This is a genomic window from Lachnoclostridium sp. An118, assembly GCF_002160985.1.
Lineage (GTDB): Bacteria > Bacillota > Clostridia > Lachnospirales > Lachnospiraceae > Claveliimonas > Claveliimonas stercoravium.
On the sequence record NZ_NFLQ01000001.1, the window covers coordinates 54,305 to 75,773 of the forward strand.

13 protein-coding genes and 3 pseudogenes are annotated in these 21,469 nt (G+C 56.2%); 13 read left to right on the forward strand and 3 right to left on the reverse strand.

Annotated features, from left to right (window positions below):
- The first annotated feature begins 22 nt into the window (after positions 1–22).
- Positions 23–883: a YitT family protein gene (locus B5E62_RS00265; protein ID WP_087172784.1), complete on the forward strand. Its 861-nt coding sequence runs from the start codon at positions 23–25 to the stop codon at positions 881–883.
- A 33-nt stretch (positions 884–916) separates the two neighbouring features.
- A complete protein-coding gene (locus tag B5E62_RS00270) occupies positions 917–1,927 on the forward strand; it encodes an asparaginase (RefSeq protein ID WP_087172785.1) in 1,011 nt (336 codons plus the stop codon).
- Positions 1,928–1,968: 41 nt separating this feature from the next.
- Here B5E62_RS00270 and B5E62_RS00275 read toward each other — a convergent pair whose 3' ends face one another.
- A complete protein-coding gene (locus B5E62_RS00275; protein ID WP_242957676.1) occupies positions 1,969–4,878 on the reverse strand; it encodes a choice-of-anchor I family protein in 2,910 nt (969 codons plus the stop codon).
- Between the two features lie 339 nt (positions 4,879–5,217).
- On the opposite strand from B5E62_RS00275, the gene B5E62_RS00280 reads away from it, so the two are divergent.
- Genes B5E62_RS00280 through B5E62_RS00295 form a run of 4 tightly spaced genes read left to right on the forward strand, consistent with a single transcriptional unit; the run spans position 5,218 to position 9,791 of the window.
- A complete protein-coding gene (locus tag B5E62_RS00280) occupies positions 5,218–6,843 on the forward strand; it encodes a VWA domain-containing protein (RefSeq protein ID WP_087172786.1) in 1,626 nt (541 codons plus the stop codon).
- Positions 6,844–6,847: 4 nt separating this feature from the next.
- Positions 6,848–7,534, forward strand: a complete 687-nt coding sequence (locus tag B5E62_RS00285) for a 5-bromo-4-chloroindolyl phosphate hydrolysis family protein (RefSeq protein ID WP_087172787.1) — start codon at positions 6,848–6,850, stop codon at positions 7,532–7,534.
- Positions 7,535–7,537: 3 nt separating this feature from the next.
- Positions 7,538–8,626, forward strand: a complete 1,089-nt coding sequence (locus B5E62_RS00290; protein ID WP_087172788.1) for a substrate-binding domain-containing protein — start codon at positions 7,538–7,540, stop codon at positions 8,624–8,626.
- A gap of 37 nt (positions 8,627–8,663) precedes the next feature.
- Positions 8,664–9,791 carry a toxic anion resistance protein gene (locus B5E62_RS00295; RefSeq protein WP_087172789.1) on the forward strand — a complete coding sequence of 376 codons (1,128 nt, stop codon included), beginning with the start codon at positions 8,664–8,666 and terminating at the stop codon, positions 9,789–9,791.
- Positions 9,792–9,815: 24 nt separating this feature from the next.
- Here B5E62_RS00295 and B5E62_RS00300 read toward each other — a convergent pair whose 3' ends face one another.
- Positions 9,816–10,826, reverse strand: a complete 1,011-nt coding sequence (locus tag B5E62_RS00300; protein ID WP_087172790.1) for a LacI family DNA-binding transcriptional regulator — start codon at positions 10,824–10,826, stop codon at positions 9,816–9,818.
- A 286-nt stretch (positions 10,827–11,112) separates the two neighbouring features.
- Between B5E62_RS00300 and B5E62_RS17160 the strand changes: the two are divergent.
- The 7 genes and pseudogenes from B5E62_RS17160 to B5E62_RS17170 form a co-directional block, all read left to right on the forward strand.
- Positions 11,113–11,448 (forward strand): annotated as a pseudogene (locus B5E62_RS17160) (extracellular solute-binding protein); the annotation flags it as partial.
- Positions 11,445–11,675, forward strand: a pseudogene (locus tag B5E62_RS17165) (amylo-alpha-1,6-glucosidase); the annotation flags it as partial. The pseudogenes B5E62_RS17160 and B5E62_RS17165, both read left to right, overlap by 4 nt.
- A 167-nt stretch (positions 11,676–11,842) precedes the next feature.
- Positions 11,843–14,104, forward strand: a complete 2,262-nt coding sequence (locus B5E62_RS00310) for a glycogen/starch/alpha-glucan phosphorylase (RefSeq protein WP_087172792.1) — start codon at positions 11,843–11,845, stop codon at positions 14,102–14,104.
- A gap of 22 nt (positions 14,105–14,126) precedes the next feature.
- Positions 14,127–15,602: a 4-alpha-glucanotransferase gene (gene malQ, locus B5E62_RS00315; protein WP_087172793.1), complete on the forward strand. Its 1,476-nt coding sequence runs from the start codon at positions 14,127–14,129 to the stop codon at positions 15,600–15,602.
- Between the two features lie 3 nt (positions 15,603–15,605).
- On the forward strand, positions 15,606–17,396 hold the full coding sequence (locus tag B5E62_RS00320) for a glycoside hydrolase family 13 protein (protein ID WP_087172794.1): 1,791 nt from the start codon (positions 15,606–15,608) through the stop codon (positions 17,394–17,396).
- A gap of 76 nt (positions 17,397–17,472) precedes the next feature.
- Positions 17,473–19,131, forward strand: a complete 1,659-nt coding sequence (locus B5E62_RS00325) for a glycoside hydrolase family 13 protein (protein WP_087172795.1) — start codon at positions 17,473–17,475, stop codon at positions 19,129–19,131.
- A 236-nt stretch (positions 19,132–19,367) separates the two neighbouring features.
- Positions 19,368–19,832: pseudogene (locus tag B5E62_RS17170) on the forward strand (type III toxin-antitoxin system ToxN/AbiQ family toxin); the annotation flags it as partial.
- 63 nt (positions 19,833–19,895) lie between these two features.
- On the opposite strand, the gene B5E62_RS00335 reads toward B5E62_RS17170, so the two are convergent.
- Positions 19,896–21,230, reverse strand: a complete 1,335-nt coding sequence (locus B5E62_RS00335; RefSeq protein WP_087173017.1) for an MATE family efflux transporter — start codon at positions 21,228–21,230, stop codon at positions 19,896–19,898.
- Between the last annotated feature and the right edge of the window lie 239 nt (positions 21,231–21,469).

Here is a 21,469-nt window from a genome sequence, read left to right on the forward strand (position 1 = left end):
AAGGAGAGGCTTCTAAAGAGTTATGAAATTTGAACCACAAAAGGATATAAAGAGGATCATTGTCATAGTCATTGCGTCTTTTCTCATGGCGCTGAACATCAAGACCTTCGTGCGCACGGGAGGACTCTTCCCGGGCGGGGCTACGGGACTGACCCTGTTGTTCCAGCGGGCGGGTGAGATGTTCTTCCGCGTGGAGATCCCGTACACAGTGCTGAACGTGGCTATCAACGCTGTGCCGGTGTACATCGGGTTCCGGTTCATAGGGAAGAAGTTCACCCTGTTTTCCGGCCTCTCCATTGTGCTGACCAGCGTGCTGACTGATATCCTCCCGGGGTATGCGCTCACCTCTGATACGCTTCTCATCTCCGTGTTCGGCGGCATGATCAACGGCCTTGTCATCAGCATGTGCCTGGCGGCCAACGCCACCACGGGAGGGACGGACTTTATCGCTATCTATCTGTCTGAGAAGAAAGGGGTGGACTCCTTCAATATCGTGCTGGGGATCAACGCGGTGATCCTTGTGTCAGCGGGCGTCCTGTTCGGCTGGGACAAGGCGCTGTACTCCATTATCTTCCAGTATGCGTCCACACAGGTGCTGCACATCCTCTATAAAAAATACCAGCAGCAGACCCTGCTGGTCGTCACGAACCATGCGAAGAACGTATACGAGGCGATCTCCCGGACAAGCAACCACGGGGCAACGGTCCTGGAGGGGGAGGGGTCCTACGAGCACCGGGAGCGGAAGGTGGTCTACTCCGTCGTCTCAAGCGCGGAGCAAAAGGACGTGGTGCGGGCCATCCGGGAGGCGGATCCCCACGCCTTCACCAATGTGCTGCGGACGGAGCAGGTGTCCGGGCGGTTCTATTTCAAACCGAATGAGTAACATGCAGACTGAGTGAGTCACAGGAGGCCGCAGATGAAACAGATACTGATGATCGGAACCGGAGGCACCATCGCCTCCACCCAGACGGAGCAGGGACTGCGGCCGGGGCTTGGCACGGAGGATATCCTCCGGTATATCCCGGCGGTGCAGGATGTCTGCGAGGTGGACGCCATCCAGGTGTGCAGCCTGGACAGCACGAACGTGACGCCGGAGCACTGGAAGCTGCTGGCGCGCACGGTGGAGGAGAACTACGAGACATACGACGGATTCGTGATCTGCCACGGGACAGACACCCTGGCCTACACGACGGCGGCCCTGTCCTACATGATCCGCAATTCGGAGAAGCCCATCGTCATCACCGGCGCCCAGAAGCCTATCTGCATGGATGTGACGGACGCCAAGACGAACCTGCTGGACAGCTTCATCTATGCGGCGGACGACGGCTCCCGGAATGTGAGCATCGTCTTTGACGGCAAGGTCATCGCGGGGACCCGGGCCAAGAAGGAGCGGGCCAAAAGCTACGACGCCTTCTCCAGCATCAACTTTCCCTACCTGGCAGTCATCCAGGACGGGCTTCTGGTGCGCTATATCAGGGAGGAGCCCTGCGCGGGCGTGCCGGAGTTCTTCTACGACATGAAGGACAGCGTCTGCGTCCTCAAGCTCATCCCCGGCATGCGGGGGGACATCCTTCCGTGGGTCTTTGAGCACTACGACTGCATCGTCATCGAGAGTTTCGGCGTGGGCGGCATTCCCCAGACGCTGCTGCCCGCCTTCTACGAGGAGATGGAAAAGTGGAAGGATAAGGGGAAGTACGTGGTCATGGCCACCCAGGTGGCGAAAGAGGGCAGCAACATGACGGTCTACGAGGTGGGCAAGCAGGTGAAGCAGGACTTCCAGCTCCTGGAGGCCTACGACATGACCCTGGAGGCAGTGATCACCAAGATGATGTGGCTGATGGGCCGCGGCGTGCCGGGCTACGCGCGGGTGAAGCGGGAGTTCTACACAGAGATCAACCACGATGTGCTGTTTACGAAGAGAAAATAGTGAAAAAGCGTGGGCTGGCACGGGTTTTTATCCGTGCCAGCCTACGCTTTAACTTTGTCTGTCCTGTCCTGCGAGAGGATGTTTGCTTTTTGCTGTGCTTTTCTGCGGCGGATCACGATGACAGCAGTGGCAGAACCTGCTGCTGCCAGTGCCAGAAGAAGATACAGTGTGTAATTGCTGCCGTCTCCGGTCCTTGCCGCTTTCTTTCCGGAGGTGTTCTGCCCGCCTGTCTGGCTATCGGCTGTGCCGGGCTTTTGATCCTCGCCGCCTGTTCCTGGCTTCTGCCCGTCATCAGGGTTCTCATCCTCGCCGTCTCCGGGCTTTTGCCCGTCATCCGGGTTTCCTGTGCCGGGATCATAGGCTGTGTTGGCGGCAGCGCTGTAGACGGCGACTGTGCCGGACACCTCGCATGCAGCCACCAGATAAGCGTTTCCGTCCCAGCTCTCGCCTGCCGGGATGAAGCACAGCCCCTCCGGCGAGTTGTCGCCTGCGATATCCTCGCTGTAGTCTCTGGAATTGATGTAGTTTGCAAAGCTGATGTGTGCCGGGTCTGTGATGTCGTAGACCATCACGCCGCCGACTCTCTCAAGTCCCACGAACGCATAGGTTTTCTCTCCGACAGTCCCGAGTGTCACGCTCTCGGACTCGGGCCCCTTCTTTCCGGAGCGGTCGTCGATCGTCTTATCGTCATTGGAGCAGTTGAAGTTCTCCGGCACATAGACCGCTGTCTTCGCCTCGAAGTCGCTGCCGCTGTCAAACACCTCGGTCAGGCCGTTTCCGTCCGCCTCGTATACGGTGAAGGAGCGCCCGCCGAACAGGTAATCCAGGTTTGCATCCAGCCCGTCGTGATCACTGCTGTCGAAGAATACCACCTTCCCTGTCAGGCCGCTGTTCTCCTCCGTGATCTTTCCTGTCGGGGAGGTCTGGCCGTCCTTGAAATCTCTCTCGTCTTCGTTGAGATAGTCGCCCCACTCTCTGGAGTCCCCCTCGTTTGCCGTTACAACATAGTCGGTGCCGTCCACAGAGTAAAGCGCAATGCTGTCCGGCATGCGGATGCCCCGCAGGGATCCGTAGGTCTTCGGATCATAAGCCTCATCTTTTTTATCAATGTCAACTGCTACAGTGCTGTAGTCTTCATAGCCTGCGGAGTAGATGCCTGTCACTTTCAGGCTGTTCAGGTCGATGGCTGCGATGGCGTTGGCCTCCTGCAGCGTCACGTATGCCGTGCTGTTTCCCGCTGCGATATACTCCGGCTCCAGGTCTGCTGACGGAACGGATCCCTTTTTCAGCACGATCCCCGCATCTGTGAGAGCCTGTCTTGCCTCCGTACTGTCATATGCCTCAAATCCGATGTTCACTGCCTTGTCGTCCGCAAGAGAGATCACCGTCACGGTTCCCGCCGGATCTGTCGCGCCTCCTTCGTATCCTTCCCTCGGCTCGCCCTCGTTCGCTGTCAGCACCCTGCTGTCATCCGGCGTGAATGTCACCATATCCGGCTGGGTGCCTGTCTCATAGGCTTTATCATACGTAAGCGTTCCGTCCGCGTTGCAGGTGAAGAGCGCCACGCGGCCGCTGTCCGCATATCCGGCTGCCTGGATTGCCGCTGCAAGTTTCGTGCCGTCCGCTGAGACCGCCACGGAAGTCATGTCGCCGTATGTAAAGCCCTCGCACTCTGCCTCGATCATGGATTTCACATCGATGTCATTGCCGTCCAGCAGATCCACGTTCTCGCCTGCTGCCAGCGTCTTCATGGGGATGGCGGTCAGGTTGCCGGTCTGTCCGTTGATGGCGTAGGCCCATCCGGTTGCCGTATTGTAGTCCACGATCTCCATGACACCGCCGTCTGCGTTTGTCATGCCCGCATCGTAGCGGCCTTCCTGTGTCAGGTTCAGGGATGCGGAAACTTTCCCGTTCTCGGTGCCGGCCGTCTTTGCTCCGCCAAGATTGTATACATGGACGGAGATCTCGTTCCCTGTCACATCGAATACAGCGTAGCTGGGGCTGTACTCCTGGTTCCACTCCTGGTTGCCGATGGGGAGCTTGCCCTTCAGATATTCCTGGGAACCCGTCGTTCCGTCCGCAAGGACCGGATAGTCCGCATTGTTCGTTTTGTCGACGGAAGCGAAGGGAGTGTAGTACTGCATGTCAGAGCAGCAGTTGCCTGTCAGGTAGATGGTGCCGTCCGGATCGTGATAGTTGTCCAGGCGCTCCGCGTTGCGCGCTCCGTCCTTGAGCACGTAGCTTCTGGAGTAGACGTGGTCGTGTCCGCCCAGGACAAAATCTACGTCAAACTCGTCCATCACCTTCTCGAAGCCCGCGTCCACGTAGTTCTCAATGTCAGAGTCCGCCGCATGCTTGGCCACGGTCTGGGTGGATTTGTGATGCGTTACGATCAGCCACTGATACTGGCCCGCGTATTCGCTGACGGCTGCGTTCATGGTGGTGCGGAAGTTGTCCACCATGGCCTCAGCCTCGGAGTTATCTTTGGCTGCGCTGGGCACGCTGGCGTTTCCTGCATTCTCCTCATCATTCCCTCCCGGATAAGCGCCTGTGTTCAGGGTGACGAAGAGCACATTGTCATAGAGATAATAGTAGTTGCCCTTTGTCTCCATCTCCCGGCGCTCCGTAAAGTCATACTGTCCCTCTGCGTTTGGGGTTACGCCGTTGGACTCGGAGCTGTTTGCGATCTCATCTGCTGTCGCCTGGATATAGTTGCCGTGGCTCTGGCTTGTGCCGTTGTTCTGTCCCCGGAAGGTGGTCTTTACCTGGGCGAGCGCGCCGTTCTCGTCCATGCCCGCCACAGACATCTCGTTGGGCAGGTTGAAGTGGTCCTCGAACATGTAATGGCGGTCGTGGTTGCCCACTGCCGGCGCATAAGCGATGGACGACATCTCCTCCGGCGCGAAGAAGGCGGCGTACTCGCTCCTCGGCCAGGGCGGATACGGGAGCACCCTGTGCGCAGAGCATGGCCGCTGCCAGTGTGATGGCGGCGCCTTTGTGCCATTTTCTTCTCATAGGATTCTTTCCTCCTTTTTTCGGATACAAAATTTCCAAAGTTACTATACAGGACAAATATTAAGTCGGGATGAGAGTTTGCGAAAAAATGCGTAAACTCCAGGTAAATCCATGCGCGGATGTAGAAATCCTACATGAGGAGCCGCGCTCTTAACAGGGAATTTACGTAGAATTTACCCGGAGTTGATAGAGCAAATGCGCAAAATGAAGGAAAATAGAGACAGAAGGATCAAACAGCGGCATGTGCCGCGCAGGTCGAAGAAAGGAATTGTCTTATGAGGAAAAGAAAATTTGGAACAGCTCTGACCTTATTCCTGGCTTTTGCTCTCCTGCTCACAGGATGCGCGGGCTCGCCGGGTGAGGCGAAGACGGAAGAGAAGGAGCGGGATGCGTCCGCTGAGATCATGAAGGCGGACGGGACGATCCGCATCCTGTCCGGATCGGAGAACGAGGAGCTGGAGGCGGTGATAGACGAGTGCAGCCAGGCAACTGGCGTGGAGATCGAGATGGACTACAAGGGCTCTGTAGATATCATGCGGGCTCTGGAGAGCGGCGCAGAAGAGTATGACGCCGTCTGGCCGGCCAGCAGTATCTGGCTGTCCATGGGGGATGTGAACCACCTGGTGAAGCACAGTCAGTCCATCTCCATGACGCCGGTGGTCTTCGGCATCCGGGATAGCCTGGCGGAGGAGCTGGGATTTAAGGGGAAAGACGTCTCTGTGAAAGACATCCTGGCCGCCATACAGGGTGGAAAGATGAGCTTCTGTATGACGAGCGCCACCCAGTCCAACTCCGGGGCCAGCGCCTACATAGGTTTCCTGTACGCGCTTCTGGGCAAGCAGGAGGGCATGACGGCGGAAGACCTTCAGGGGGAGCAGCTACGGGCTGACATCACGGGACTCCTTGGCGGCGTGGAGCGCAGCTCCGGCAGCTCCGACTGGCTGAAGGACCTGTTCCTCAAGGAGGACTACGACGCCATGGTCAACTACGAGTGCCTGATCATTGACGCCAACCGGCAGTTGGAGAGCGAGGGAAAAGAGCCGCTCTATATCGTCTACCCCTACGACGGCCTGTCCATCGCGGACTCGCCCCTCGGGTATGTGGATCACGGGGACAGCCAGAAGGAGGAGGCGTTCCAGGCTGTGCAGCAGTATCTGCTGTCGAAGGAGGCCCAGAGTGAGATCGAGGCGACCGGCCGGCGCATCAGCGCGAACGGCGTCTCGGATGAGAATAAGGATGTTTTTAACGAAGAGTGGGGCGTTGACACGGAGCGGATCCTCTCGCCCATCCAGATGCCGGACGCAGACGTGCTGATGGAGGCGCTGAACCTGTACCAGACAAGCTTTAAGAAGCCCTCCCTCAACATCTACTGCCTGGATTTCTCCGGCAGCATGGAGGGGACCGGGGAGGCTCAGCTCAAAGACGCCATGTCCCAGATCCTGCTGCAGGAAAATGCCAGCAGGAATTTCCTGCAGGCGAATGCGGGGGAGGTCAACGAGGTGATCTTCTTTGACAACACGATCCTGGATATAGAGCGGGCGGCGGACGACTCCGACGAGGCTCTGGCGCAGCTCTACCAGAAGGTGGCGGACTTCCAGATCGCAGGCGGCACGGATATCTACAACGCGGCGGCGCAGGCTCTGGCTGAGGCGTCGTCCTACGACCTGGAAAAGTATACGCCTGCCATCATCCTGATGACGGACGGCGTGTCGGACTACAATTACCAGACGTTCCAGGAGGCCTGGGATACCCTGGGGATCGATGTACCGGTGTTCTCCATTACTTTCGGGGCGGCGGATCCCACGCAGCTGGAGGAACTGGCAGAAGCAACGGGAGGCCGGGTCTTTGATGGGACGCAGGATCTGACAGAGGCCTTCCGCAGTGTGAAAGGATATAATTAGCAATATGAAAGATAAATGGAAAGAAATCGTAAGCATCGCTGTCTCTGCCGTCCTGGCGCTTCTGCTTTTCGCCGCACTTCTTGTGGGGCTTGGGTGGAACATGCTTCTGTGTATGGGGCTCTCCCTTGTGTCCTACGCCGGGTTCCTCCTGGTGCTGCGCCCGGTGAGGCGGATCGGGCGGATCGATATCGAGAAGCTGGGCAACGGGGAGGTACTCCATGAAAGGCTGCAGGAGGCGGGGCGCGATTACCGGCGGATGCGGGAGGCGGCGGACAGGATCCAGGCGCCGGGCCTGCGCCAGTCCGCGTCCGAACTGATCGACATTGCGGGAAACATCCTGAAATTCCTGACCGACAACCCGAAGAAGATCCCGTCCGCCAGACGCTACATCGACTACTACCAGGAGACGGCGGCCAACGTGCTGGAGAACTATGTGGAGCTCCAGGACACCAGGCTCCTCACTGACGAGTCGGAGAAGATCTTTCAGAACACAGCGGAGGCGGTCCTGACGCTCAAGGACGCCTTCCGGATGCAGTTCCAGAAACTGATGCAGAACGAACTGATGGATATGGAGGCTGACCTGAACCTGCTCAGGCAGACGCTACGCTCGGAGGGGTACGAGGTGCGGCAGGAGGAGGGCCGTGATAAGGGAAGGGACGGCCAGGGAAACGAAAAGGAGACAGGAGTGTAGTACATGAGGAAGAAGATCATAGGACTTGTTTTGCTGATCTGCGTGATGGCGGCTGTGGGAGGCATCTACCTCCTGACGGGCGGTTCGGGGGACGGCAAAGAGAAGGAAACAGGGAAGACAAAGCCAAAGACAGCGGTATCCGGCTATGTGGGGGGCGAGAAGATCGGGTTCCTGGAAGATGAGGAGGTGCTGTCCATCCTGGGAGAGAAATACGGACTGGAGGTGGACTACTCCAAGGCGGGCTCCCTCGACATGATGACAGCGGACCTGGAGGGGAGAAATTATCTCTTCCCGTCCAGCAGCATCGCGCTTGAGTACTATGAGGAGCTCCACGGCAGCCCGGTCCAGAGCGAGATCCTCCTCAACACGCCCATTGTCCTCTACACCCATAAGATCGTGCTGGACGCCTTTGACAGCCAGGGGCTGATCACGAAGGACGGGGACGTAAACTATGTCGATATGGCGAAGCTGGTGGAGCTGATCCAGAATGATACGGCCTGGGCGGACATCGGCGTGCCGGAGCTGTACGGTACGGTCTCGGTGGATACCACGGATCCGGCCCGCTCCAACTCGGGCAATATGTTCGCGGCCCTTCTGGCGGATGTGCTGAACGGGGGGCAGACGCTGACCCCGGAGAAGGTGGACGAGATCCTGCCCCAACTCCAGACAATCTTCGGAAAGCTTGGATACATGGAGACCTCCTCCTCAGATCTGTTCAGCCAGTTCCTGCGGATGGGCGTGGGAGCCACCCCCATCGCGGCGGGGTACGAGAGCCAGATCATCGAGTACGCCATGCTGCATCCGGAAGAGTATGAGTCGGTCCGGGACGACATCGTCGTGCTCTACCCGGCCCCTACCGTGTGGTCCGCCCATGTGCTGATCGCTCTGGACGATGCGGGGAAGACCCTGATCCGGGGACTGCAGGATGAAGAGGTGCAGAAGCTGGCGTGGGAAAAGCACGGTTTCCGCACGGGAAACTATGAGATATCGGACAAGGAGCTCGGCGTGCCGGGCATCGCTGACAATATCACTCAGGTGGCGCAGGTGCCCTCCTACGATGTGATGCGCCGGATCATAGACGGGCTCCGGTAAAGGACCCGGCTAAAATAACAGAAAGGAAAGAATGACTATGGCAGAGATAACCCTGGATACGTTGAGAAAGCAGAGAGGACAGGCGGCGGATGTGCCAGCGGAGGAGACGCCGGACACCCTCAAGGAGCAGATCACTTTGCTCACGCCGGATGAGAGACGCAAGGTGGAGGAGCTGAAGGAGCAGATCGATCTGACGGATTCCCAGATGCTGATGCAGTACGGTGCCGGAGCGAAGCAGAACATCGCGGATTTCTCCGAGAATATCCTGAATAACGTCCGCGCAAAGGACACAGGATATGTGGGAGAGCTGATGACCGGGCTCATCGCCAATGTGGAGGGACTGGACTTTGACTCCCTGGAGAAAGAGGGCGGGCTCATGGGCATTTTTAAGAAGGCGGAGTCCAAAGTGAAGAAATTCCTCATGCAGTACGAGAAGCTGGAAGTCCAGGTGGACAGGATCGAGGGCAAACTGGAGGAGGCCCGGATGGAGATGCTCAAAGACATCGGCATGCTGGACGCCATGTATGAGAAAAACCTGTCCTACTTCCGGCAGCTTCAGCTCTACATTGCGGCCGGAGAGGAGAAGCTGCAGGAGCTGCGGGAACAGACGCTTCCCTCCCTGCGGGCCGAGGCCGAGAGGAGCGGCGATCCCATGAACGCCCAGATCGTCCGGGACTTTGAGGACACGGTGAACCAGTTTGAGAAGAAGATCCACGACCTGAAGACGAGCCGGACCATCGCCATCCAGACGGCCCCGCAGCTCCGGCTTGTACAGAACAATGACAAGCTTCTGGCTGACAAGATCCAGACGGCGATCCAGGAGACTATCCCTTTGTGGAAGAGCCAGATGGTCATGGCGCTGGGGCTGTACCGGCAGCAGGAGGCCCTGAAGCTGCAGCGGAATATCACGGACACGACGAACCAGCTCCTTTTGCAGAACTCGGAGAAGCTCAGGCAGAACACCCTGGACGTGGTGAGGGAGTCGGAGCGGAGCATTGTGGATATCGCGACGCTGAAGAAGGCGAACGAGAACCTGATTAGCACCATGAGCGAGGCGGTCCGCATCCAGCAGGAGGGCCGCAGGAAACGGCAGGAGGCGGAGGCCGAGCTGGAGAAGCTGGAGCGCGACATACGGGCTTCGCTTCTTGGGACATCCCGGAGCTGATGTAAGATAAGACAAAGACGGATCCTATACAGCAGGATCCGCCTTTTTTCTGGCTGTGTCTGTTGAGCTCCTCACCACCAGGCGGGCGTGGAGCAGCAGAGTGCCGATGGCCACATGGTTCATCAGGCTCTCCAGGGCGTAGTAGCCGCTTTTCCCAAGCTGTACCCGCTCCTGGCGCACGGTGGTGAGGGGCGGGGAGGTGTAGGCACAGATGGGAAGGTCGTCAAAGCCGATGATGCTTACATCGGTTGGGACACGAAGGCCCATCTGCTGGCACTGCACAAGAGCCGCGTTGGCGATCTGATCGTGGCTGCAGATGACGGCTGTGACGCCCATCTTCAAAAGGCGGGGCAGATGTTTCTCCATGCACTGGGAGGTGTAGTAGGAAGCCCCGGCGCAGGTGGGATCCGTCTTCAGACCGTTCTGGCGGAGGGCTGCGAAGAAGGCCTTGTGACGCACCTGCATGATGTGGGAGCCCAGAGCGTGGCTTAAGTATCCGATCTTCTTGTGTCCCAGCTTCTTCAGATGGGCCACTGCCAGCTCCATGCCCTCGTTGTTGTCAATTCCCACATAGGCGATGTGGGGATTGGCCATGACGTAGTTGTCGTAGAGGACAGTGGAGGTGTGGCTTGTGTGGAAGTCCTTCATCCAGGGATCGCTTAAGGAAAATCCCAGAACAAAAGAGCCCAGGTAATCGTTCTTCAGCATGAAAGCGTCGTAGGAGGAGCTTTTCTGCAGCTTTTCCGTCACCGGGACGATATCTACTGTGTAGCCTGCCGGCTCTGCCATCTGCCGGAAGCCGAGGATGATCTCATAGCCGAACTGGTGTGGTTCCTGGTACTCCATATTTTCTATAAGGATGCAGAGCTTCCGGACGCCGCCGGGGCGGCGCAGTTTGGAGTATCCCATCTCCACCGCTGTCTCCAGTACATTTTTTTGTAAAGTTTCGCTGATGTCTGATGCACCGTTGAGAGCTTTGGACACTGTTCCCTTGGAAATCCCCAGCTTGTCGGCAATATCCTGTATTGTAGCCATTTTTCCGGCCCCCCTTTTATGTGGAAATAGATGTATTTATTATAGAGGAAAGTTTCGTGGAAATCAATGTGATATTGCGTAAAAATACAATAAGTTTCGGCGAGTTTAGAAAAGAGAGGATAAGACATATTGTGAAAATGCATAAAAATCTGGAACGCAATCTATGAAAAACATACAATTCAAAGAAAACGCACAATATTTTTATTGACGAGGTGAGCCAAATAGAGTATGCTGTTAAAAGAACGAAACAATACGAAACTTTTAAAGAAATGGAGATAAAGTGATGATGAAAAGAGGGTTGGCTCTGCTGCTCACAGCAGGGCTGCTGGCAGGACTGACCGGATGCGCCGCCTCGGGAGAGGATGCTTCCGATGGCGCGGAGAAGGTCCGGCTTATGGTATGGTCTCCGTCCAACGACCAGTCAAAGGACAGCGGAGAATGGCTTCAGACAATGTGCGAGAGGTTTGCCAATGAGCATCCTGAGTGGGACATTACATTTGTCTACGGTGTGGCCGACGAGGCCAGCGCTGCCGGGCAGGTGTCACAGGACCCGGAGGCCAGCGCGGATGTGTTCATGTTTGCCAACGACACGCTGACTGCCATGACGGACGCCAATGCACTCTGGGAGCCTACTACCTGGCTTATCTGAAAGTCCACGGTTATTCCCGGTCTGCAAAAGAAAGGGTGAAAGAGCAGATGGAAGGACTGGAGAGCGCCCTCAGGGAGGGATGCGCAGGACAGCTTCCGGAGATCTATGACGGGGCGTTCCCCACGGTCTCCAGAGGGTGTTTCGCCCAGGCCTGGAGTGTGGGAGAACTGCTTCGGGTCTATGAAAAACTGGAAAAATAGGGTATAATAACCACAGCGTGGTTATTATACCTGCGCATAGAGCGGTTTCTGCGGAACCGCAGAAATCCGCCGCGCATCTGCCAGAGGCCCATGGCCGCTGTGCGGCCATGGTATGATAATACCGTAGTGTTTATGAAATATCAGATGTGAAAAGGAGAGTATTCATTATGGAACAGGCATTACAGCGTGTATTGCAGGAGAAATTTCAGAAAGATATCAAAGACGCCACAAAGGAGGAGATCTACACAGCCCTTCTCTTTGTGACAAAGGAAAAAATGCAGGGCATGAAGGCCAACACAGGAGACAGGAAATTATATTACATTTCCGCGGAATTTCTCATCGGAAAGCTTCTGTCCAACAATCTGATCAACCTGGGAGTTTTTGAGGAGACAAGGGAAGTGCTGAAAAAATACGGCCACGATCTGACACAGATCGAGGAGGTGGAGCTGGAGCCGTCCCTTGGAAACGGAGGCCTTGGACGTCTGGCGGCCTGCTTCCTTGACTCCATCGCCACACTGGGACTTGCCGGGGACGGCGTGGGACTTAACTACCACGACGGACTGTTCCTCCAGAAGTTTGCGGACAACAAGCAGTGGGAGGACAAAAACCCCTGGATCACAGACAATACATGGCTTACAAAGACAGACTGCCACTTTGAGGTGCCTTTCAAGGACTTTACGCTGACTTCCACCATGTACGATATCGACGTGCCGGGATACAAGAGCGGCTGCAACAAGCTCCATCTCTTTGACATCGATACTGTGGACGAGAGCATGATCCACGATGGCATCCAGTTTGACAAGAGTGATGTCCGCAGGAACCTGACCCTCTTCCTCTACCCGGATGACAGCGACGAGGCGGGACAGCTTCTGCGTATCTACCAGCAGTACTTCATGGTCAGCAACGCGGCCCAGCTCATTCTGAAAGAGGCACAGGAGAGAGGCGTGGACCTGTATCACCTTCACGAGCATGTGTGCATCCAGATCAACGACACCCATCCTACTATGGTGATCCCGGAGCTGATCCGTATCCTGACAACCCAGAAGGGCTTCAATATGGACACAGCCATCGACGTGGTGAGAAAGACATGCGCCTACACGAACCACACCATTCTGGCAGAGGCTCTGGAGAAGTGGCCCATCGCCTACCTGGAGAAGGTGGTTCCCCAGCTTATGCCCATCATCCGCGAGCTGGACGCAAGGGTGAGAAGGGACTTCCATGACGAGAGAGTGTACATCATCGACAAGATGGACCGGGTACACATGGCCCACATCGACATCCACTACGGCTATGCGGTGAACGGTGTGGCTGCCCTCCACACAGAGATACTGAAAGAGTCCGAGCTGAAGCCTTTCTACGATATTTACCCGGAGAAGTTCAACAACAAGACAAACGGCATCACTTTCCGCCGCTGGCTTCTCCACTGCAACCATGAGCTTGCGGATTATCTGAAGGAGCTTATCGGAGAAGAGTATGTGGAGGACGCTTCCCAGCTTGAAAAACTGCTGGCATACAAGGATGACGAGAAAGTGCTCCAGCGTCTCAGAGAGATCAAGAAAGACGCCAAGGTGGAGCTGAAGGACTATCTGAAGATGACCCAGGATGTAGACGTGGACGAGAACTCTGTATTTGACATCCAGATCAAGCGTCTCCACGAGTACAAGAGACAGCAGATGAACGCCCTCTACGCCATCTACAAATACAAGGAGATCAAGAAGGGCAACCTGCCGGCAAGACCCATCACCATGATCTTCGGCGCCAAGGCTGCTCCGGCCTACACCATCGCAAAGGACATCATCCATCTGATCCTCTGCCTGCAGCAGCTTGTGAACAACGATCCGGATGTCAACAAGTACATGCGCATCGTCATGGTGGAAAACTACAATGTGACAAAGGCTGAGAAGCTGATCCCGGCCTGCGACATTTCCGAGCAGATCTCCCTGGCGTCCAAAGAGGCCTCCGGAACCGGAAACATGAAGTTCATGCTGAACGGAGCCGTGACCCTGGGAACCGAGGACGGGGCAAATGTGGAGATCCACCAGCTTGTGGGGGACGACAACATCTATATCTTCGGCGAGAAGTCCGAGAAGGTCATCCAGCTCTACGCTGACAGCGCCTACAATTCCAGAGCCATCTACGAGAGCGATCCGCAGATCGAGGAGCTGGTGGACTTTATCATCAGCAAGGAGATGATCATGATCGGCGATTCGGTGAACTTAGGAAGACTCTACAAGGAGATCGTGGGCAAAGACTGGTTCATGACCCTTCTGGATGTGAAGGACTACATCCGCACAAAAGAGCAGATGCTCGCAGACTACGAGGACGAGAAGGCATGGGCGAAGAAGATGCTGGTGAACATTGCAAAGGCAGGCTTCTTCTCCTCAGACCGCACCATTGCGGAGTACAACAGAGACATTTGGCATCTGTAAAATAGATAAGAGAGGTATTACCATGAGACAGACAGGCATACTGATGCCCGTGTCCTCCCTCCCCTCCCGGACGGGGATCGGGGAGCTGGGCCCGGCGGCATACAGATGGATCGAGATGATGAAGGAAAGCGGGGCAGGGATCTGGCAGATCCTTCCCCTGAACCCTGTGGGCTACGGCAATTCGCCTTATCAGCCCTACTCATCCTACGCAGGAGACGAGCTGTATATCAGTCTGGATGTGCTTTTCCAGGAAGGGCTTCTGAAAGAGCAGCCGGAGGTGTTCCGGGAAAAGGCAGTCCGTGTGGACTACGATGCGGTGCGAGCTTTCAAGCTTCCCTATCTTAAGGAGGCCTGGCAGTCATTCCGGGAGCAGGGGCTGGACCAGAAGGAAGAGTTCCGGACCTTTGCCCGGCAGGAGTGGGCCTTGGAGTACGGTGTGTTCCGCGCCCTTAAGATAAGCAACGGCGGCACATGCTGGAACGAGTGGAAAGAGGAGGACAAAAACTGGACGAAGACCCGCCGGGAGCTTACTGCACCGGAAAAGGAAGAGGCCGATTTCCAGGTGTTCCTTCAGTATATGTTCTTCTGCCAGTGGATGAAGGTGAAAAAAACGGCCAACGAAAACGGCATCCGCATCATGGGGGACGTGCCCTTCTACGTGGGCGTGGACTCTGTGGACGTGTGGGGAGGAAAGGACAATTTCCTTCTGGACACGGACGGACGCCCCATCTTCATAGCAGGCGTTCCGCCGGACTATTTCAGTGAGACAGGGCAGAGATGGGGCAATCCTATCTATGACTGGGACTACATGAAGGAGCAGGGCTATCAGTTCTGGCTGGACCGGATCGGCTACAGCGGAAAGCTCTTTGACATTGTGCGCATCGACCATTTCCGTGCTTTTGACACCTACTGGAAGATCCCGGCCTCCTGCCCCACAGCCGTGGAGGGAGACTGGATCGAGGCGCCCGGGTACGAGGTGCTGGATCTGCTGACAGAGAAGCTGCCAGGCGTTGAGCTGGTGGCGGAAGATCTGGGAGATCTGCGTCCGGAGGTTCTGACGCTGAAAGAGCACTACCATTTAAAGGGCATGAAGATCCTTGTCTTCTCCATTGAGACAGGCGGAAAGTACGCCTGTGATATCTCAGAAGACACAGAAAATATGATCATATACACCGGCACCCATGACAACGACACGCTTATGGAGTGGTACGGGAATTTAAGCCCCGCCGCCAGGCGGAAGGTGCGCCGCTTCCTTAAAAAGGAAGGGTGCAGGGCAGGGTCCGTGAAGGACAGGCTGATCGCCTACCTGCTGCACAGCCCGGCCCAGTACGCCATCATCCCCATGCAGGACATTCTGGGACTTGGCCGGGAGGGCCACATGAACACGCCGGGAACGGTGGGCTCCCCCAACTGGGAGTGGCATATGCCGGACTTTGACAGGGCCGGACGGGAACTTGCAGGATACAGAAAGCTGATCCAGGCCCGGAAAGAGGTATAAAAGATGGAATTTACAGGCGTTTACCACAAAACTTCAGAGCAGATGAGCTATCCTTTAAATGAAGACGAGCTGGTGGTCAACTTAAAGACCGGCTACGACGTGAAACGGGTGTTCATCCACCACGGTGACCCCTTCGAGGCGGGTATCCTTGGCGGGAAAGAGAAGTGGACCGGGAAGAGGGAGGAGATCGTCTACAAAAAGAGGCTCCGCCATCAGATCTGGTGGACCACCACCCTGGTTCCGCCGTATAAGAGATGCAAATATTACTTTGAACTGCACACGGACAGAGAAGTCTGGTACTACTGCGAGGACGGTTTCCTGACCCAGGAGCAGATGGATATGGAGGGAAGGATGATCCAGTGCTTTACCGTGCCCTGGATGAACCCGGCGGATGTAAACCGGACCCCCGACTGGGTCAACGACACGGTCTGGTACCAGATCTTCCCGGACCGCTTCTGCAGGGGAGTTTCAGAAGCAGAAGGAGCTGAGCGGGACAGCGATGCCTCAGGAGGAGAGATCGTTCCCTGGCGGAAGGGGCCTGTCACCAACGAGGAGCGCTTCGGGGGAAACCTGGAGGGGATCCGGCAGAAGCTTCCCTACCTGGCAGACTTAGGTGTCACCGGGATCTACCTCAACCCCATCATGGAGGCGGAGTCCAACCACAAGTATGACACCACGGACTACACGAGGATCGATCCTCATTTCGGAGACGGGGAGACCTTTGCCAGACTGGTGAAGGAGGCCCACGCCCTGGGGATCCGGGTCATGGTGGACGCGGTGTTCAACCACTGCGGGCGTCACTTCGGCCCCTGGCAGGACGTGCTGAAAAACGGGAAGGACTCCCCGTATGCGGACTGGTTCATGATCCACCAGTGGCCCCTGCCGGACAAGCAGGAGGACACAAGGGACGGCAGATTTTATTCCTTTGCCTTTGCGGACTGGATGCCAAAGCTCAACACGAACAATGACCAGGTCATCGACTATTTCTGCCAGGTGTGCCAGGGATGGATCCGGGACTTTGACATAGACGGCATCCGCTTCGATGTGGGAAATGAAGTGTCCCACCGTTTCCTGAAAAAGATGCGGGAGCATCTGAAAGGGTGCAGGGAGGATCTCTACCTCCTGGGAGAAATCTGGCATGACGCCAGCCAGTGGCTCATGGGGGACGAGTACGACTCGGTCATGAACTACCCTCTTATGAGCGGCATCCATGATTTTTTCCTGGACAAGAGCATGAAGAAAGAGGAGTTCGAGTACATGATCAACCGCTGCTACACCATGTACATGCAGCAGAACAACAACGTCATGTTCAACCTTCTGGACTCCCACGACACGGAGCGGCTTATGAACCGGTTCCATGACCTGGATATCTTTTACCAGCAGCTTGCGGTTCTCTTTACTATGCCGGGAAGCCCCTGCATCTATTACGGGACGGAGATCGCCATGGAGGGCGGCCACGACCCGGACTGCCGGCGGTGCATGCCCTGGGATGAGCTGGAGGAGAAGGAGAACCAGGAGAAGATCGGCCTTGTCCGCTCCCTCATCAGGATGCGGAAGGACGAGGAGGCCTGCAGGAGCCTTTATTTCCATTTCCCCGGTGAGTATGAAAATGACCGCTGTGTGGAGTACATCAAGCTGGACGGGCGCCGGAATGAGATCGAGGTGCTTCTGAACTGCTCCAAGGAAGACATGAACGTGCGGGAAGAGGGGGAGATCCTCTTCTCCAGAAAATATGCGGACGGGGTCCTTGGGAAGAACGGCACCCTGATCCGCCGGAAGAAGATTAAACAGTAGAAAAGCAGAAAATATAGGCAGGCTTTTATACGTCCTGCCTGTATCTGCGTACAGAGTGGAAAGGAGATGAACATTTATGAGTGAAAGGACGACAGAAAGAAAATGGTGGCAGCAGGCGGTGGTCTATCAGATCTATCCCCGCAGCTTCCAGGACAGCAACGGCGACGGCATCGGAGACATCCCGGGTATCATCAGCCGGCTGGACTACTTGAGGGAGCTTGGCATTGACGCTATCTGGCTCTCGCCCGTGTGCAGGTCTCCCCAGGATGACAACGGCTACGACATATCCGATTACCAGGACATAGACCCCATGTTCGGCAGCCTCGCCGACATGGAGGAGCTTATTGCGGAGGCAGAGAAGAGAGGGATCCGCATCATCATGGACCTGGTGCTGAACCACACCTCCGACGAGCACCGCTGGTTCCAGGAGGCGAAGAAGAGCAAAGACAATCCGTACCATGACTACTATGTGTGGAGGGACGGCGTGGAAGGGGAGCTTCCCAATGACATGGAGGCAGCTTTCGGGGGCCCTGCCTGGGAGTGGGTTCCGGAGCTTGAGCAGTATTATTTCCACCAGTTTTCCGTGAAACAGCCGGATCTGAACTGGGAGAACGAGAAAGTCCGCCGGGAGATCTACGACATGATCCTGTGGTGGATGGACAAGGGCGTGGGCGGCTTCCGCCTGGATGTCATTGACCAGATCGCCAAGGAGCCGGACCTGGGTATTACCGCCAACGGCCCCAGGCTCCACGAGTTTATCCGGGAGATGAGCCGGGAGACTTTCCAGAAAGGGGATCTCATCACCGTGGGAGAAGCCTGGGGAGCAGACCCGGAGCGGGCAAAGCTCTACAGCAATCCGGATGGCAGCGAGTTCTCCATGGTATTTCAGTTCGAGCATATCGGCCTGGACCAGCAGGAGGGAAAGACCAAGTGGGACCTGGCTGCCCTGAGCGTGGTAAAGCTGAAAAAGACATTGGCAAAATGGCAGGAGGAGCTCTGCGGAAAGGGCTGGAACAGCCTGTTCTGGAACAACCATGACCTTCCAAGGATCGTCTCCAGGTGGGGGAACGATAAGGAGTACCGGGTGCAGTCGGCAAAGATGCTGGCCATGATCCTCCACGGCATGCAGGGAACGCCCTACATCTACCAGGGGGAAGAGCTGGGCATGACCAATGTGCGCTTCCCGGACATCAGTCATTACAGGGACATCGAGACGCTGCACCTCTATGAGGAGAGGCTGGAAGCAGGCTACGATGAGGCGGATGTGATGACCTCCATCTACGCCAAGAGCCGTGACAATGCCCGCACTCCCATGCAGTGGGACGGCAGCGCCAATGCCGGATTCACAGCAGGCGAGCCCTGGATCGAGGTGAACGAAAACTACAGGCAGATCAACGCAGAGGCGGAGATGGCGGATCCGGATTCCGTGTTCCGCTTCTATCAGAAGCTGATCGCCCTGCGCAAGGAGTATCCGGTGATCGTGGACGGGAAATTTACGCTTCTCTTCCCGGAGGATGAAAAGGTCTTCGCCTACACAAGAAGTAATGGAGATTCGCAGCTCCTTGTCCTTGCCAACTTCTCAGGGACAGAAGTCAGCTGCCCCTTGCCGGAGATGTGGGCAGAAGGGCAGGTGCTGGCCTGCAATTATGAGAAGGAGAGCGGCGCCGGCGAAGAGGCGTGGAAGAGCGGGCATCTTCGCCCGTATGAGGCTGTGATGGTGCTCTGCCAAAAATAAGAAGCGACATAAAAAAGCTTGCGTTTCACATAAATCTGTTCTATAATATCTGTAATCGAGAGGGTGTATCTCAGCCCCAAGTGAGAAAGTTAGAGACATCCGCCTTTTCTGGCGGGCAGGACACAGAGGAGGCAGCCAGTCTGCCTCCGGTGTTATCTGATTATCCATGAAGATCTTCAAAATTTCCAAAGTGATGAGTTTTACAGTCTGAAAGAGCGCTCTGGTAAGGAGGCAGAATGAGCCATATCAAATTTTACCACATTACAGAAGCGTATGTGGAATATCTGCGTCCCTGCGCGCCCCATCTGTTTTACAACAGGCAGGAGGAGGGAAGGCGCAGGAGAAAGTATATAGGGATCGTGCTGCATATCCATCATATGGATTATTTTGCACCCCTCTCTTCCTTTAAGGAGAAACATGCCGCCATGAGAGAAAGCCTGGATCTTATCAAGGTGAAGAATTATGCGGTCATCAATCTGAACAATATGTTTCCTGTACCGGAAGGACAGTACGAGTATGTGGACATTGCCCGGGAGGAGGATGACAAATACAGGGATCTGCTGCGGGCAGAATACAGATATATCAAGAAAATGGAGGATAAGATCCGCCGCAGCGCTTCCCTCCTGTATAGAAAGAAAGTGGAGGGGAAGAAGTGCGCGGTGACAGAAAGATGCATTGATTTCCGAAAGCTGGAGGAGCTGTGCCGCCGGTACCGGCCCGGCCTCAGTACAGAGAAGACCAGCCAGGACGGTATGAGCCCGGCGTCAGTCCGGGAGGACAACTGCCCTCCGGTACACGGCAAAAGAAACAACGGCTGTGATCAGCTCTGTTGCCCAGAAGGCGTGCCATACGCCGGAAGGGCCCATCAGCCGGCTCAGAATGAAAGCAGCCGGAAGGATGACCACAATGTAGCGGCAAAGGGAGATGATGAGGGAGGGGAACCCCTTTCCTATACCCTCTAAAGCTCCCGAGGATGTAACAGATACAGAGGAGACGATGAATCCGGAGCTGATGATGCGCAGCGCTTCGGCTCCTGCCTGCACGGTGTCCGGATTTTCTGTGAAAAGCCCGATCAGCAGGTGGGGGACTGTCAGGCAGATTAAAGTGCCTGCCACCATGATAACTGCGCACATGATCAGGGTGACCCGGTAGATTTTCTGAACTCTTGCCCTCTCTCCGGCGCCGTAGTTGTAGCCGATGACGGGACGCATTCCCTGGACAATGCCGCTGGCCGGCAGATAGAGGAAGGTCTGCAGCTTGTAGTAGACGCCCAGGATGACGATGTAACTCTGAGACCAGGCTGCCAGGATGGTGTTGAGCGCAGATATCATAACAGACGGGAGGGCCAGGTTCAGGGCGGCGGGGATGCCCACAGAGTAGAGTTTTGCATCCATCTGCCTGTCAGCGGACAGATGGCGGCGGCTGATCCTTACCGGGATGGGGACTTTTCTGTAGACAGTCAGGTAGACAGCCAGTGTCAGCACCTGCCCCGCGCCGGTGGCGATGGCGGCCCCTTCTATGCCCAGCTCCGGGAAGGGCCCCAGGCCAAAGATCAGAACAGGGTCCAGGATGATGTTGGCGACACACCCGGAGAGCATGCTCAGCATGGTCAGTTTCATCCGCCCTACAGCCTGAAATATTTTCTCGAAGGCAAGCCCGACAGAGATGACCACAGAAAAGGAGAAGGCGATTACGCTGTAGCGCACGCCCAGGTCTATGACCCTCTGGTCAGAGGTGAACATGCCCAGGAACCAGCGGATAGCTCCGATGCAGGCAAGGGACAGGATGAGGCCGTGGATGGCGGAAAGCACGAGACCGTGGGTGGCGGCAGTGCCGGCCCGGTCCCTGTTTCCGGCTCCCAGGTGGAAGGAGATCTGGGCGTTGATGCCCACGCCAAAGCCGATGGCCACTGCGTTGATCAGGTTCTGCAGGGGATAGACCAGTGACAGGGCAGTCATGGCGTCCTCGCTGATCTGGGCCACAAAAAAGCTGTCTACAATGTTGTAGAGGGAGTTGACCAGCATGGAGATGACCATGGGGAGCGCCATGGACGTGATGAGGGGCAGGATGGGCTTCTCTTTCATAAATGTCTCGTTCATATTTTTCATTCCTTTCTGCTGACTTTTGTATTTCAGTCTGATATGAGGCGCACCAAAGTGCGTCCCTTCTGTAAGCCCGGCGACAGTAAAAAAGCCACACATCTGCCGGCGGCAGGTGTGTGGCGAAAAGTGGCTGTGCCAGAAAAATCCACATCAGAATTTTAGCGGTATGTTTTTGCTATATAAATGTAGCACAGGAGGGGAGCTGTGTCAATTCTTTAGAAAATCTTTCGTTTCTT